At 62.5% G+C, this 15,565-nt stretch carries 6 protein-coding genes; 2 read left to right on the top strand and 4 right to left on the bottom strand.

The window, feature by feature from the left end:
* Both AKN83_RS34910 and AKN83_RS34905 read right to left on the bottom strand, forming a co-directional pair.
* Positions 1-6,064, bottom strand: a 6,064-nt coding sequence (locus tag AKN83_RS34910) for a hypothetical protein (protein WP_063695674.1), incomplete at its 3' end; no start/stop codon positions are given.
* 42 nt (positions 6,065-6,106) lie between these two features.
* The gene (locus tag AKN83_RS34905) at positions 6,107-7,432 is read right to left on the bottom strand and encodes an autotransporter strand-loop-strand O-heptosyltransferase (protein ID WP_244522210.1); all 1,326 of its coding nucleotides are present in this window, start codon (positions 7,430-7,432) and stop codon (positions 6,107-6,109) included.
* Positions 7,433-7,583: 151 nt separating this feature from the next.
* Between AKN83_RS34905 and AKN83_RS34900 the strand changes: the two genes are divergently transcribed.
* The gene (locus tag AKN83_RS34900; RefSeq protein WP_050400666.1) at positions 7,584-8,384 is read left to right on the top strand and encodes an FkbM family methyltransferase; all 801 of its coding nucleotides are present in this window, start codon (positions 7,584-7,586) and stop codon (positions 8,382-8,384) included.
* 24 nt (positions 8,385-8,408) lie between these two features.
* Here AKN83_RS34900 and AKN83_RS34895 read toward each other — a convergent pair whose 3' ends face one another.
* Positions 8,409-9,821 (bottom strand): HlyD family type I secretion periplasmic adaptor subunit, encoded by a 1,413-nt coding sequence (locus AKN83_RS34895; protein ID WP_050400667.1) that lies wholly within the window; start codon positions 9,819-9,821, stop codon positions 8,409-8,411.
* Positions 9,805-11,946 (bottom strand): type I secretion system permease/ATPase, encoded by a 2,142-nt coding sequence (locus tag AKN83_RS34890; RefSeq protein WP_050400668.1) that lies wholly within the window; start codon positions 11,944-11,946, stop codon positions 9,805-9,807. Before AKN83_RS34890 ends, AKN83_RS34895 begins: the two co-directional genes overlap by 17 nt.
* A 581-nt stretch (positions 11,947-12,527) precedes the next feature.
* Between AKN83_RS34890 and AKN83_RS41545 the strand changes: the two genes are divergently transcribed.
* The gene (locus AKN83_RS41545; protein WP_244522209.1) at positions 12,528-15,521 is read left to right on the top strand and encodes a hypothetical protein; all 2,994 of its coding nucleotides are present in this window, start codon (positions 12,528-12,530) and stop codon (positions 15,519-15,521) included.
* Positions 15,522-15,565: the final 44 nt, after the last annotated feature.

The following is a 15,565-nucleotide window of genomic DNA, read 5'->3' as shown; positions in this document are numbered from 1 at the left end:
CCTGATAGGTGGTCTGGGAAAGTTGCGCCGCCGTGATGTCGATCTCGGTATTCGCGGCCTGCGTAGCTCCGTTGACGCTCCAATGCCCGTTGGTATTCGAATCCCACAGCGCATATTTCGTGATGGCATCGCCATCCGCGTCCGTCGCGCTGAACAGGTTCGATGCAGCAAAGGTCTGCCCCGAGACCGTCACGACGTTGGCGACCGAGACCGTCGGCGCCTGGTTGGTGGCGGTTGCCGTGAAGCTCTTCCAGGCGCTCCACATGCTGCCGTCATTGGCCTTCACCCAGAGCGTATCTGATGCCGAGCCGCCGGGGCCGAACACGTAGCTCACCTGCGACAGGTTCGCCGCCGCAACATCGATCTCGACGCCGGCCGCCTGCGCGACCCCATTGACCACAAAGTGGCCGTTGCCGCCGGTGTCCCAGAACGCGTACTGGGTGATCGCATCGTTCTCGGCGTCCGACACCGAGAACAGGCTCGAGGCCGCGACCGAATGGTCGTGGATTGCGGAGACGTTCTGTGCCGTCACGACCGGAGCCGTGTCGGGGCCCGGTGTGGCCGTGAACGCGGTCCAGCCTCCCCACATCATGCCGTCGTTGGCCCGCACCCACAGCGTATCCGGTGTCGAGCCGCCGGGGCCGAACACGTAGCTCACCTGCGACAGGTTCGCCGCCGACACATCGATCTCGACGCCGGCCGCCTGGGCGACACCATTGACCACAAAGTGGCCATTGCCGCCGGTGTCCCAGAATGCGTACTGGGTGATCGCATCGTTCTCGGCGTCGGAGACAGAGAACAGGCTCGAGGCGAGCGTTGAAAACTCGCCGTGAACCGCTGCCAAGTTCTGCGCCGTTACCACCGGAGCCTGATCAGGTCCCGGGGTCGCCGTGAATGCGGCCCAGGCGCCCCACTTCGATCCGTCGTTGGCCCGCACGTAGAGCGTGTCCGGCGTTGAGCCGCCGGGACCGAACACGTAGCTGACCTGTGACAGGTTTGCCGCCGCGACGTCGATCTCGGTATTGGCGGCCTGGACAACGCCATTGACCACAAAGTGGCCGTTGCCGCCGGTGTCCCAGAACGCGTACTGGGTGATCGTATCGCCTGGATCGGGATCTGAGACCGAGAACAGGCTCGACGCGAGCGCCGACGTCTGGCCATGGATCGCAGTCACGTTCGACGCCGTCACGATCGGAGCCTGATCGGGTCCCGGTGTCGCCGTGAACCCGGTCCAGGTGCTCCACTTCGATCCGTCATTGGCGCGCACGTAGAGCGTATCTGCCGTCGAGCCGCCGGGGCCGAACACGTAGCTGACCTGCGACAGGTTCGCCGCCGCAACGTCGATCTCGGTGTTGGCCGCTTGGGCGACGCCATTCACCACCCAGTGGCCGCTACCGCCGGTGTCCCAGAACGCATACATCGAGATCGTGTCGCCTGGATCGGGATCCGACGCCGAGAACAGGCTCGACGCGAGCGCCGACGTCTGGCCATGGGTCGCAGTCACGTTCGACGCCGTCACGATCGGAGCCTGATCGGGTCCCGGTGTCGCCGTGAACCCGGTCCAGGTGCTCCACTTCGATCCGTCATTGGCGCGCACGTAGAGCGTATCCGGCGTCGAGCCGCCGGGGCCGAACACGTAGCTGACCTGCGACAGGTTCGCCGCCGCAACGTCGATCTCGGTGTTGGCCGCCTGAGCGACGCCATTCACCATCCAGTGGCCGTTGCCGCCGGTGTCCCAGAACGCGTACTGGGTGATCGTATCGCCTGGATCGGGATCCGAGACCGAGAACAGGCTCGACGCGAGCGCCGACGTCTGGCCATGAATCGCAGTCACGTTCGACGCCGTCACGATCGGAGCCTGATCGGGTCCCGGTGTCGCCGTGAACCCGGTCCAGGCTCCCCACGCCAATCCGTCATTGGCCCGCACGTARAGCGTATCGGGCGTCGAGCCGCCGGGGCCGAACACGTAGCTGACCTGCGAGAGGTTTGCTGCCGACACTTCGATCTCGGTGTTGGCCGCCTGGGCAACGCCATTCACCACCCAGTGGCCATTGCCGCCGGTGTCCCAGAACGCGTACTGGGTGATCGTATCGCCGACATCGGAATCCGACACCGAGAACAGGCTCGAGGCGAGAGCTGACGTTTGGCCATGGGCTGCGGTCACGTTCGCTGCCGTCACAACCGGCAACGCGTCGGGCCCTGGGCTTGCGGTGAACCCTGCCCAGGCTCCCCACAACATTCCGTCGTTCGCCCGGATGTACAACTGGTCCGGGGGAGATCCAGGAGGTCCGAACACGTAGCTCACCTGCGACAGGTTCGCCGCAGGAACATCGATCTCGGTGTTGGCGGCCTGCACCACACCGTTCACCACCCAGTGGCCACTCGTGCCCGAGTCCCAAAGCGCGTATTGCGTCACCGTCGCGCCGGCATCCGGGTCGCTCACCGTGAACAGGCTCGATGCAGCTATCGACGTTTGCGCGTGGGCTGCCGTGACGTTGCTTGCGTGCACGGTCGGCGCGGTGTCGACGAAGGCCGTCGCCGTGAATGAAGCCCAGGCGCCCCACAGCGTCCCGTCATTGGCCCGGACGTAGAGCGTATCGGCCGTGCCGCTCGGGCCGAACACGTAGCTGACCTGCGACAGGTTCGCCGCTGACACATCGATCTCGGCGTTGGTGGCCTGGGTGACGCCGTTGACCACCCAGTGGCCGTTGCCTTGGGTGTCCCAAAACGCGTAGGTGGTGATGGTATCACCATCGGCATCCGACGCCGAGAACAGGCTGGAAGCCAGCGCAGAGGTCTGGGTGGGACCAGCCTGGACGTTGGGGGCCGATGTGACCGGCGCAATATCGGCACGCGTCGTCACCAGCGTTCCGGTGCCGGAATCCGCGCCGACGCTGAAGCGCACGCCAGGGGTCGCATCAAGCTGCAGATCGAAGGAGGAAGCCCCCTCGGTGACATGCAGGATGTTGCCCGCGAGCAAGGTCGCCGATCCGCCGGATACGAAATTGAGGCCGGCAAGGTCGATGCTATCGCCCAAGACCAGACTGCTGATGGTCGTGCCGGCCAAGGACGTGCCGTCGATCTTGAGCTGCCCGCCGGAGCCGCTGAAGGTGATGCCGCCGCTCGCGACGCTGCCGGCCTGCAATTCGACCACGCCGCCGGAGATCGTCACTGGCCCTGTGGAGCCGCCTGAGGATACAAGTTCATTACCTCCGGCGAACACGAAGACGTTGCTCGTCACCGCGCCGGCAAGATTGAACGTGCCACCGCTCGACACCGCGATGTCGTGCGCCGTGGCTCCGGAAGCGACGTTGAGCACGCCGCCGCTGGAAACGGTTAGGTGATCCAGGGCGCCGCCTGAAAAGACGTTGACCGTGCCACCGGAAATGGCGGTCCCGGAGCCGACGGCCCCGGTGACGACACCACCTGAAAAGACATTCTCGACACCGCCGACATAAACGCCCACGCGGCTGAGCACGGTGCCCGACACGTTGAACGTGCCGCCGCTCGACACGCCGACGAATGCCGCCGTGCCGCCGGCCAGAACGTTCAATACGCCGCCTGCGCTCACGCCGGTGCCCGAACTGACGGCTCCAGTGATCAGTCCGCCGGACAGCACGTTCTCGACACCACCATTGTAGACGGTGGCATTGCTCTGCACGGTGCCCGCGACATTGAAGATGCCGCCGCTCGACACGCCGACAAAGGCGGCGGAGGCGCCGGCCGACAGGTTCAGCGTGCCGCCCGAAATTCCGGTCCCGGATCCGCTCGCTCCCGAGATCGATCCACCGGACAACACGTTCTCGACGCCGCCATTGTAGATACCGGTGTTGCTCAGCACCTTGCCTGCAACATTGAAGATGCCGCCGCTCGACACGCCGACGTGCGTGGCCGAACCGCCGGCCAGGACGTTCACGGTACCGCCGGCGAAAATGACGGTCGCCGCGCTCGATGTGCCGGAGATGAAGCCGCCGGACAGCACGTTCTCGATACCGCCGCTCGAGACCAGCGTATTGCTGATGATCGTACCCGCGACATTCAGAGTGCCGCTCGACACCGTTAGATCGTGTGCCGTGCCACCAGCCGAGACATTCAGAGTGCCGCTCGAAACTGTCAGATGATCAAGCGCACCGCCCGAAAGGACGTTGACGGTGCCGCCGGATATGCCGGTCCCGGAGCCCGGGACCCCGGTGACCACACCACCCGAGAGAACATTCTCAACGCCGCCGTCGTAGACACCGACATTGCCGAGCACCGTGCCAGCCACGTTGAACGTCCCGCCGCTCGACACACCGACGTGAACGGCGGAACCGCCGGCAAGAAGGTTCAATGTGCCGAGCACTCCGGTCCCGGAGTTCGTAGCCCCGGAGATCAATCCGCCCGACAGCACGTTCTCGATACCGCCGCTCGAGACCAGCGTGTTGCTGGTGATCGTGCCGGCGACATTCATGGTGCCGCCGCTCGACACCGTAATGTTGTGCACCGTGCCGCCGGCGGACACATTCAGCGTGCCGCTCGAAACCGTCAGGTGATCCAGCGCACCGCCGCCAAATACGTTGACCGTACCGCCAGAGACGCCGGTCCCGGAACCGGTCACGCCGGTGACGACACCGCCCGAGAGAACATTTTCAACACCGCCGGAATAGACAGCGACATTGCTGAGCACGGTGCCCGACACGTTGAACGTGCCGCCGCTCGAAACACCGACATACGCCGCGGAACCACCGGCCAGAACGTTCAATACGCCGAGAACTCCGGTCCCCGAACTGATGGCTCCGGTGATCAGACCACCGGACTGCACGTTCTCGACACCGCCGGCAAACACCATGCCGTTGCTGAGCACGGTGCCCGCCACATTGAACGTGCCGCCGCTCGACACGCCGACAAAGACCGCCGAGCCTCCGGCCAGAAGGTTTACGGTACCGCCGGAAATGCCGGTCCCCGCGCCGCTGCTTCCGCTGATCAGTCCACCGGACAGCACCGTCTCGACGCCGCCCGCGAGGACCCCTGTATTGCTGGTGACGGTGCCGCCGACGCTGAGCACACCGCCGGACGAAACCAGGATGTGGTCGGCAGTGCCGCCGGCCTCGACGATGACCCTCCCGGCATCGCCGACATTCGTCGCCGAGCCGCCGGCGAGAATGTCGAGCAGACCGCCGCCCGAAACTTGCACGCCCGACGCGAGGCCTCCGGACGAGACGGTTTCAACGCCGCCGCTGAGCACAAACTGGTTAGTGACGATGCCGCTGTCGTTCAGCGCACCGCTGGCATAGACGAACATCGCGGTCGCGGTAGCGCCCGACCGCACGTTCACCGTGCCGCCGGAGATCGCGGTGCCAAAGCCTCCGGACACACCCTGGACCACGCCACCCGACAGCACGTTCTCGACGCCGCCGCTGTACACACCGACAGAGCTCAGCACCGTACCGGCGACGTTGAAGGTGCCGCCGCTCGAAACACCGACATAGGCCGCCGAACCGCCGGCAGAGATATTCAGGACGCCTCCCGCATAGACTCCCGTGCCCGAATTCGGCGCTCCACTGATGAAACCGCCCGAAAGGACGTTTTCAACGCCTCCCGAAACACCGATATTGTTCAGCGTTTCGCCGGCGACGTTCATGACACCGCCGGAATAGATCGCGGCAAAGGACGCGGACCCACCGGCCGAGACGTTCTCCACACCTCCCGCGAAAACGCCCGTGCCCGAACCGATACCGCCACTGGTAAGGCCGCCTGACAATACGTTCAGCACGCCGCCGCTACTGACACGGATATGATCCACCACACCGCCGGACAGCACGCTGACAGTGCCGTTGTCGCTGTTGAAAATGCCCGTGCTACCACTGCCGGTACCGCTCATCGCGCCGCCGGCGCTGATGACAGCGCTGCCGCCGCTCGAGATCGTAGTCGCGGCTGCGTAGCCGCCGGAATCGACCAGGAGCTGGCCACCACTACTCAGCGTCGTCGAGACCGCGGAGCCTCCATTGAGGACCTCGAGCGTATTGCCGCCGGTTTCGGTCAGTCCTGAGCTGGTAAAACCCGAGCTTACAAAAGTTGTGCTCATGGCAGCGCGCCCCCCAAAATAATTGCCAGTGCTTGAAATAGGCTAGAGCTTGAATCCAGGAATCGTCCTGATCACCGACTTCACATGATCCACGGTGATCAGTCTCGTGCACTCAAACTGACGCGGCGTCCCCTTGTGGCGGGGGCACCAGAAAAAATCCTTGTGGTCGAATCGAACTGCCGGATCGTTCCAGCAGCTGTTGCAGGCGTGATAGTTGATGACGCGATAGGGCGTAGCAAATTCATTTGTCGGATGCGTGAAGCCCGCGATCATCACGACCGGGGTGCCGACCGCCCAGGCCAGCCAGGCAAGTCCGCTGGAGAGGCCGATGAAAAAGTCCGCATGGTTAAGCAGATTCGCCCGCTCCTGAATGGGGCGGTCACCGGTCCAGTCCTCCGCGCCGTTCGGAATGTGATTCCATACCAGCTCGTGGCCGTGCGTCGGCTTCTGATCGATGCAGATCACGCGATAGCCGGCCTGCTTGAGAAAGCTGGTCAGCTCGCGCCAACCGTTCGGGTTATTCCAGTACTTGCATTGCGTGGTGCTCTGGACCGCGATGCAGACATAGGGCTCCGGGATGGGTCTTTGATCATCGGCCAGCGAGATGCGCGGCGCCGCCTCGGTCGGATCGACGCCGAGGATGTATCCGGCGGTGCGATGCAGCCCAACGAAGCGGAAGTCGCATGGCTGGTAGACGAAATTCTTGTCGTCGAAAAACAACCCGACGCTGTACGTGGCGTAGTACCGATCGGTTTGAATTTCCTCATGCGTGACGAAGCTGATCTCCGGATACGCATCGCGAAACAGCGGGATCAGCTTCTCCGCCATTGCGCAGGTCAGCCTGCAATTGTGAGCTTGCCTGAACTTTTCCACATAGGGAAACCAGCCGATCGTGTCGCCCAGGGTGCCGACCGGAAGCTGTATGAGGACGTGACGATCCGTCGCGTTGTACTCATGCGAGAAAATGACATCCTCGCCCTGCAAGACTTCGATACGAAAGCGAATGTAGTAACGCTTTGAGCTGTTGACGCGCCCGCCCGCGAACTTCGTCTCGAAGAGAACATTGCCGGTGTCGGCGTCCCAAAGACGCACGCGCCAAGGACCTTCGGCTTCGGGACAGACGACCCGGGCGCCGTCGTTGAAGTCGAATCGCAGTCCCTTTGGACCGAGTTGAGTGGGAAGTTCGGCGGCGGCCGGATAGGCCCGCTTGGGCGCCTCGGCATCCGGCGCAACGGCTTCCGACTTGGCAGCCTCCGACTTGGCAGGCACGGCTCCGGTCGACCGGTCAACGATGATTTTGGGTTGGTCGGCCATAGTGTCAATCGGACGCCTCAGCCCGATCGCCGGCGCGACGGCAATCGCATTCACGAATATCCCCTGGCCCGAAAATATAAAGAACGCCAAAAAACAGGGCAGACGGTAAGCGAGATTGACAACCGCGTCAACGGACGAAAACCTTGGCGGGTACCCCCTGGCAGCCGCTCGCTTCGGAGCGGCTAAAACAAAGAAACACAAATCGATGAGCCGCAATCCCAGCAAGGTCCCGTTTGTGATCGCCGCATCGGCTCACGGCCCGCTGATCGTCAACCGGCTAGACTACCACACCGCCGGCGATCACACCTTTGGCGTAGGGATTCAGATACTCGAGCACGGTGCGTTCGACGTTACAGAAATCGAGCTGACAAAGGGTCTTCTTGCACTGCGAAGAACCTACCGGGGGGACGGCGTGGTCGCCATCGACTGCGGGGCGAACATCGGCGTTCACACCATCGAATGGTCCAAGCACATGGCCGGCTGGGGCTCGGTCCTTGCCATCGAAGCGCAGGAGCGGGTCTACTACGCACTTGCCGGCAACATCGCCATCAACAACTGCTTCAATGCGCGGGCGATGCACGCGGTGATCTCGTCGAAGACCGGCAAGACCTGGGTGCCGACCTTAAGCCATCAGGAACCCGCCAGTTTCGGCAGTCTGGAGGTGACGCAACGCCCCGGTACGGAGCAGATCGGACAGAAGATCGATTATTCCCAGGCCAGCGGCACTGAAACGACGATGATCACCTTGGACTCGCTGAATCTGAGCCGCTGCGATCTGATCAAGATCGACGTCGAAGGTATGGAGCTGAAGGTGCTGGAGGGGGCCAGCGCCACGATCCGGCAGCATCACCCTGTTATCCATGCGGAATTCATCAAGACCGACAAGGCCGCACTTGTCCGCACGCTGGCCGATCATGGATACCGGACTTATGACGCGGGGCAAAACTGCCTGGCGATCCACGAATCCGATCCAAGCTTGAGCCACGTGGAATCGCGAACCACGTGATGACGGTCTGACAGCCGTTTTTTTCTAACGCTCTCGGAGAGCATCCTTCCGGTAACGTACGATCGGCGACAACAAATAGCTGATGACGCTGCGGGCGCCCGTCCTGATTTCGACAGTCACGGTCATTCCCGGCGAAAGATTGATCTCCTTGTCATCGACGACCATCTTGGTCCGGTCGATCGAGACATGTGCGATATATACCGGCCCCTGCCCCTTTGGCTCGCTGGTTTCCTCCGGCGCTCCGCCACCAGGCTCACGCGCTGGATCCCGCGCCTTGTCGCGGGCGACGGAATCGGGCGAGACGCTGACGATCTTGCCGTGCAGCAGGCCGTAGCGCGTGAAGTTGAAGGTATCGACCTTGATTTCGGCGTCCTGGCCCGGGTGCACGAAGCCGATATCGCGATTTGAGACCATCGCTTCGATTTCAAACAGACTGTCGCTGGGGACGACGACCGCGAGCGTCTGAGCGGGCGTGACGACACCGCCGATCGTGTGCACCGCCAATTGCTGCACCACGCCGTCGATCGGGGCCGCAAGCTTCTGAAGGTTGGTCCGGTGCTCGGCCTTGGCCACCTCGTCCTTGAGGCTGCCGGCCTTCTGCGTCGCCTTGGCCAGATCGTCGTACAGGCGGTGCCGGTATTCCGAGACGAGCTTGGCGCGCGTCTCTCCGAGCGCTGCGACCGCCGCATTGGCCTCCTCGAGCTTGCTCCGCTGCACCAGGACGTCCTGCTGCATCCCGACGAGTTCCTGGAGCTCCTGCAAGTATTGCAGCTTTGAACCGTACTCCCGGTCCGCCAGGTACTTGCGAACCCCGACGCGCTCCTGAAGCACCGGCAGCAGGGCCTCAACCTTGGCAATGCTGGCGTCGATCGTCCTGGTCTCCGCGACCTTCTGCACTCGTTGCCGATCTAGCTCGGACAACTTGGCGCGCTGCTCGGAATCCTGGCTGCGCAAGAATTCCAGGTGCATTTGAACCAACGCGGGCGGCGTGTCGGCAGGTACACCGTCAAGCGCGTCGGTGCTTCCGTCAAGCGCAGAGCGGGTGCGTGAAATATCCAGCTGCGCCGACAGAAGATCGTTCTTCAGGTGCTGAAGCTCCGCCTGATTGCTGGTCGGATCCAGCTCGATCAGAATCTCGCCAGCCTTGACGGTTTGGCCGTCGCGGACGTGAATCGCCCGAACCACTCCGATCTCGAGCGGCTGAACCAGCTTAACACGGTCGCCCGGCACGATCTTTCCAGGGGCAGAGGCAATGATGTCGATCTTGCCGAGCCCCGCCCACGCCACGGCGCAGCAGAACAAGGCAGCAAGCAAGATGGCCGTGAGTCTCGCGGTGGGAGATGGCGGCGTCTCGACGATTTCGAGGGCGGCCGGCAGGAAGGCCAGCTCGTCCCGGGTTTTGCCCCCGACCGCGACCAGTTCACGAGCCGACTTCATGAATCCCCGCCTGCAACCGGTACAGCGACGCGTATCTTCCGCCTGTGCTAAGCAATTCCTCGTGGGATCCCTGTTCGACGAGCCGGCCGCGATCAATGGTGATGATCCGATCGGTGCGCCTGACAGCGGACAGACGATGTGCAATGACGAAAACCGTTCGTCCCTTGACGATCCGGTTCATGTTGTCCTGAATGACCCGTTCGCTTTCGTAGTCGAGCGAACTCGTCGCTTCATCGAAGATCAGGATGCGGGGATCGGTGATGAGCGCCCGCGCGATCGCGATGCGCTGCCGCTGCCCTCCCGACAGGCTGGATCCGCGCTCGCCGACGACGGTGTCGTAGCCTTCCGGCAGCTCCAGAATGAATTCATGAGCTCCCGCCAGCTGCGCCGCGGCGACCACTTTCTCCATCGGCGCGGCCGGATCGGCGAGCGCGATGTTTTCCCGTACGCTGCGATTGAACAACACGTTTTCCTGCAGGACGACGCCGACCTGGCGACGCAGCCACGCCGGATCGACCATCGCAAGGTCGATCCCGTCGACAAGGACCCTGCCCGTCTCCGGAACGTAAAGGCGCTGGACGAGCTTCGTGAAGGTGCTCTTGCCGGAACCGGACGGACCGACGATACCGACGACCTGGCCGGCCGGAATGTTGATGTTGATGTCGTGCAGCACTTCGGGTCCATCGACCCTATAGCGGAACGAGACGTGTTCGAGGGTGACCTGCCCCTTGATGGGCGGCGGCACGGCGCGGCCGGGGCTGAAAGTCTGCTCGGCCGGCGTATTCAGGATGTCGCCGAGCCGTGCGATAGAGAGCCTGGCCTGATGGAAGTCCTGCCAGAGCTGCGCCAGTCGCAGAACCGGCGCGCTCACGCGTGACGAGAACATGTTGAAGGCGATCAATTCGCCCACCGTCAAGCTCCCGTCGATCACCAGCTTGGCGCCGGCGTAGAGGATCACCGCGGTGACGAGCTTGCTTACGAACTGGACCGATTGGCTCGCAACATTGGCCAGGCTGAGCACGCGGAAGCTGGCCGCCACGTATCCGGCAAGCTGCTCCTCCCAGCGGCGCTGCATCTGCGGTTCGAGCGCCATGGCCTTGATCGTCTCGACCCCGGTCACGCTCTCGACGAGAAAGGACTGGTTTTCGGCGCCGCGCTCGAATTTGGTATCCAGCCGCTGCCGGAACATCGGCGTCGCGCCGGCCGAGATGCCGACATAGAGCGGGAAGGACCCGAGCACGATCCAGGTCAGGATCGGTGAGTAGATGAACATCACCGCGATGAAAACGACGGTGAAGAACAGGTCTATCACGATCGTGAGCGCAGAGCCGGTCAGGAAGTTGCGAATGTTCTCCAGCTCGCGGACCCGCGCAACCGAGTCGCCGACGCGGCGAGCCTGGAAGTAGGCAATGGGCAGCCCGATAAGATGCCGGAACAAGCGGGCTCCCAGTTCCACATCGATCCGGTTCGTCACGTGCGAGAACAGGTAGGTCCTCAATATCGCAAGCGCCGTCTCGAAAACCGCGATGCCGATCAGCCCCACGACGAGCACGTCGAGTGTGCTGAGTGTGTGATTAACCAGGACCTTGTCGATCACCACCTGGAAGAACAGCGGCGACACCAGGGCAAACAGCTGCAGGAAAAAGGAGGCGATCAACACCTCTACGAAGTGATACCGGTATTTGTGGATTGCCCCCAGAAACCACGACAGGTCAAAGCGGCGTGCAAGATTGACCAGTCCCGCCCGCCGGCTCACCAGGATCAGCTTGCCGGTCCACACCGCTTCCAGGTCGGCCCGCGTGATCAACTCCGGGCGCTCTGACAGAGGCGATTGAACGAGGATCTTGTCGGCGCCCATCTTGGCGAGGATCAAATGGCCTCCGTCGCGCAGCAGCGCGATGGCAGGAAGCGGGACCTTCTCGAGCCTCAGCCAGTTGGTGCTCAGCTCGCGAGCCTTGACGCCGGTCGAGCGTGCGTAGCGCAACATCTCTGGCGTTCCGAACGGGCCATTGCCGACTTGATGACGAATCTGGTCGACATCGGCCGGGATGCCCTGAAAACGCAACAGCATCGCGAGCCCGACTATCCCGCTGTCCGCTGTCGTACCGCTCCGCGTTTCAATCATCTCGCGACTTAATCTGTTCAGTAGCTGAAAATAACTGCAGTCGAAGGTGAGCCGAGATTGCCGTGAGCGGGCCCCGCCCCTGCTCGTCGGCCTCGCCGTCAGCGCAAACTGACTATTCGTACGAAACGACGGAGCAGCAAATGAATATGACAGGCAGAGTACTATGGCTCTTCGGCGAGATGCAATTGGCGTTATCAACGGCCAAGCCGAATTCGCGAGTAACATCATGTCGATCCTTGGGTCCATCGCGGAACCGTTCGGAAAACCAAACCAGGCTCCGTAGTCTTACGGATCGCGGCACCCGATGTGGCTGTCACCGGGATCAAAGGGATGATCGCGCCGGCCCTATCGGGTATAAGAGGGCCGTGCCTTCGATCGTGCAGCATGCAGGGAATGCCGGGAATCTGCGTGATGCCCCACGGTGATGCCCCAACCAATCGCGCCGGAGGCGCTGGACACACAGCCTCACGCACCGCTCGGTCCGGGGCTGGCCATTCGGCGTCTATTAACTACCCAGTGACTGGTCCGCATGAATATTGTCAATTATTGCCGTGCTACCATAGATTGAAAGCTCGACCAAGATGACCTGGAACTATTCGGTAACATTAAACGATTCATCGAACGCAGGCGGATCGGCCGACACGTCTCTGGTTTACGACCTCGAGCAGGCCCTCAACATCTGGCAGCGATATATCCTGGGCATTGGCACCCTGGCGGTGTCACTCAACATCCTGCCGACCCCCGTTGGCCGTGCCGACGGCGGGCCTACCTCCAGCTACAACGTGGGCACCAATGGCGGGCTCGCGGTGTATGAGCCGTCAAGCCAGTACGAACTGACCACCGGACAGCACGTGCCTGGAACGACGAGCGACATCACCATCAACATCGATCCCGGCTACTTCCAGTACATCGACCTCGACTATGGCCTGAGCTGGTCCAGTCAGGTGCCTGGAAACGTGATCAACCCGATCAACGTTTTTCTTCATGAGCTCATGCACGGCTTCGGCATGACGGGCTGGTACGACCAGAGCGGCCAGTTGCCCGGCGCCTACGAATCCACCTTCGACACGCTGATTCAAAAGACCGCAACCGGCGCCAACTTCGTCGGTGCGAACGCCGAGGCCGCTTATGGCGGCCCGGTGCCCCTGACCACCAACAGCACCACCCAGAACTACTACCATTTCGGCAACCAGCAATCCGACTTCTACGCCACCCCGTCGACCGTCACGGACCCGCTCACACTGGACTTGATGAACGGGATCGTTTTCTACCCCAATTACCAGTACGCGATCTCCAACCTGGACATCGGAGTCCTGAAGGACCTCGGATACAGCATCCGAACGACACCGGTGGTAACCGCCAGCGATCAGTCTGCCGCCCGAAATCAGGTTTATGCGGCCTCATCGTTGTTCTCGGTGAACATGGCCACGGGCGATTCCATCACCGAATATTCCTTCTGGGACACCAATGGCAACGGTCACTGGACGGTGGGAGGAACAGTCCAGGCCACCAACACCGAGATCGACATCAGCGCGTCGCAATTGGGCCAAGCGAGTTACCAGGCCGGCCCCGGTTCGGACACGCTGTGGGTGAGAGCCTTCGACGGCTATTTGTGGAGCGACTGGAAATCCTTCGTGATTTCTCCGGCCGATCATGCGCCCATGGTCACGGCAACAAACGTGACCGGTTCGCACGGGCAGCTCTCGGCGGCTGAATCCTCACTGTTCTCGGCCAGTGACGCGGATGGCGACGCCATCACCCAATATGCACTCTGGGACACCGAGGGCCACGGGCACTGGGCGATCAATGGTGCTGCGCAAGCCACCAACGCCGAGATCGACGTCTCGGCTGCCAGCCTCTCGCAGGTGAGCTACGTGTTCGGCACTGCCCCGGACACGCTCTGGGTGCGGGCCTATGATGGATATCTCTGGGGAGCATGGGTCCCGTTCACGGCCACGCCGGGTCAGGATCTCGCTCCAGTTGTTCACGCATTAAACATCGCAGCAGTGCACGGACAAACGTCGGTCGCAGCCTCCAGTCTGATTACTGTCACCGACCCGGATCTCGATACGATCACCCGATACGCGCTTTGGGACACCAACGGCAACGGCGCATGGGTGGTGAATGGTGTCGTTCAGGCCACCAATGCGGAGATCGACCTCACTCCCGCGCAGTTTGCCCAGACCAGCTATCAATTTGGCTCCGCTTCCGACCAGCTCTGGGTCAGGGCCTACGATGGGACGCTGTGGAGCGCATGGGTCCCGTTTATGGCAGTTCCGTACCCAGACCATCCACCGGTGGTCAGCGCAACCGATGTGTCCGCGACCCACGACCAGGATATTGCCGCATCCAGTCTTTTCAGCGTGAGCGACGCCGACCACGACACGATCACCGCCTATCAGGTTTGGGATTCAACGAGCGATCCAGCCAGCGGTCACTGGGTAGTCGGCGGAGTGGCGCAGGCCGCCAACATCGCCATCGATGTTACGCCTGCTCAATTGGCGAGCACCTCGTTTCAGTCGGGCTCCGGCTCGGATGATCTGTGGGTGCGAGCCAATGACGGCACGACATGGGGAGCCTGGAAGGAATTCCACGTCAACGCGCCGATCGACCACGCTCCCGTGGTGAACGCACCGGACGTGACCGCAACGCACGGTCAGGACATTGCCGCCTCGAGCCTGTTCACGGTCAGCGATGCCGACAACGATACAATCACCAACTATCAGTTCTGGGACTCGACCACCGATCCTGCCAGCGGGCATTTCGTCGTGGCCGGCGTGACACAGCCCGCGGGCCAGGGCATCGATGTGAGCGCGGCCCAACTGGCCAACACATCGTTCCAGAGCGGTTCGGGCTCCGACGATCTCTGGGTGCGCGCCTTCGACGGCATGATGTGGAGCAGCTGGAAGGAATTTCACGTCAACGCGCCAGCCGACAATCTTCCGATCGTGTCGGCCGCCGACTTTTCAGCGAGCCACGGCCAGGATATTGCGGCCTCCACGCTGTTCTCGACCGCCGACGCGGATGGAGACAGCATCACGAACTATCAGCTGTGGGATTCAACGTCTGATCCCAGCAGCGGGCACTGGGTAGTCGCCGGAGTAGCTCAGGGCACCGACGTCGCAATCGATGTGACTACCGCCCAGCTCTCGAACACGAGCTTTCAGAGCGGCTCCGGTTCAGACGATCTCTGGGTGAGGGCCTATGACGGCTTCGCCTGGGGGCCGTGGAAGGAATTTCACGTCAACGCACCGATCGACCACGCTCCGGTCGTCTCGGCATCCGACTTCCACGCGACCGCCAACCAGAGCGTGGCCGCATCGAGCCTGTTCTCTGTCACGGATGCCGACGGGGACAACATGAGCCAGTATCAATTCTGGGATTCGACGCCGTCGGCTAGCGGCCACTGGAGCATCGGCGGGAATGCGCAGCCCGCCAACACCGCAATCAACGTCACTGCGGCCCAGCTCGCCAATACGACTTTCGATGGCGGCACCGTGTCTGACGACCTCTGGGCTCGCGTCAACGACGGCATGATCTGGAGCGCCTGGCAGGAATTTCATTTCATCGTCTAGGGAAGCCACCGGTTGCGGGACCCGCCGATCCGTCCCCTGGATAT

Source organism: Bradyrhizobium embrapense (assembly GCF_001189235.2).
Lineage (GTDB): Bacteria > Pseudomonadota > Alphaproteobacteria > Rhizobiales > Xanthobacteraceae > Bradyrhizobium > Bradyrhizobium embrapense.
This window is presented reverse-complemented; position numbering and strand designations above follow the sequence as displayed.

What these genes read in the sequence shown, in the direction of transcription:
- AKN83_RS34895 (WP_050400667.1), bottom strand. Translation starts at nt 9,821, where the DNA reads ATGAAGTCGGCTCGTGAACTGGTCGCGGTCGGGGGCAAAACCCGGGAC.
- AKN83_RS34900 (WP_050400666.1), top strand. Translation starts at nt 7,584, where the DNA reads ATGAGCCGCAATCCCAGCAAGGTCCCGTTTGTGATCGCCGCATCGGCT.
- AKN83_RS41545 (WP_244522209.1), top strand. Translation starts at nt 12,528, where the DNA reads ATGACCTGGAACTATTCGGTAACATTAAACGATTCATCGAACGCAGGC.
- AKN83_RS34890 (WP_050400668.1), bottom strand. Translation starts at nt 11,946, where the DNA reads ATGATTGAAACGCGGAGCGGTACGACAGCGGACAGCGGGATAGTCGGG.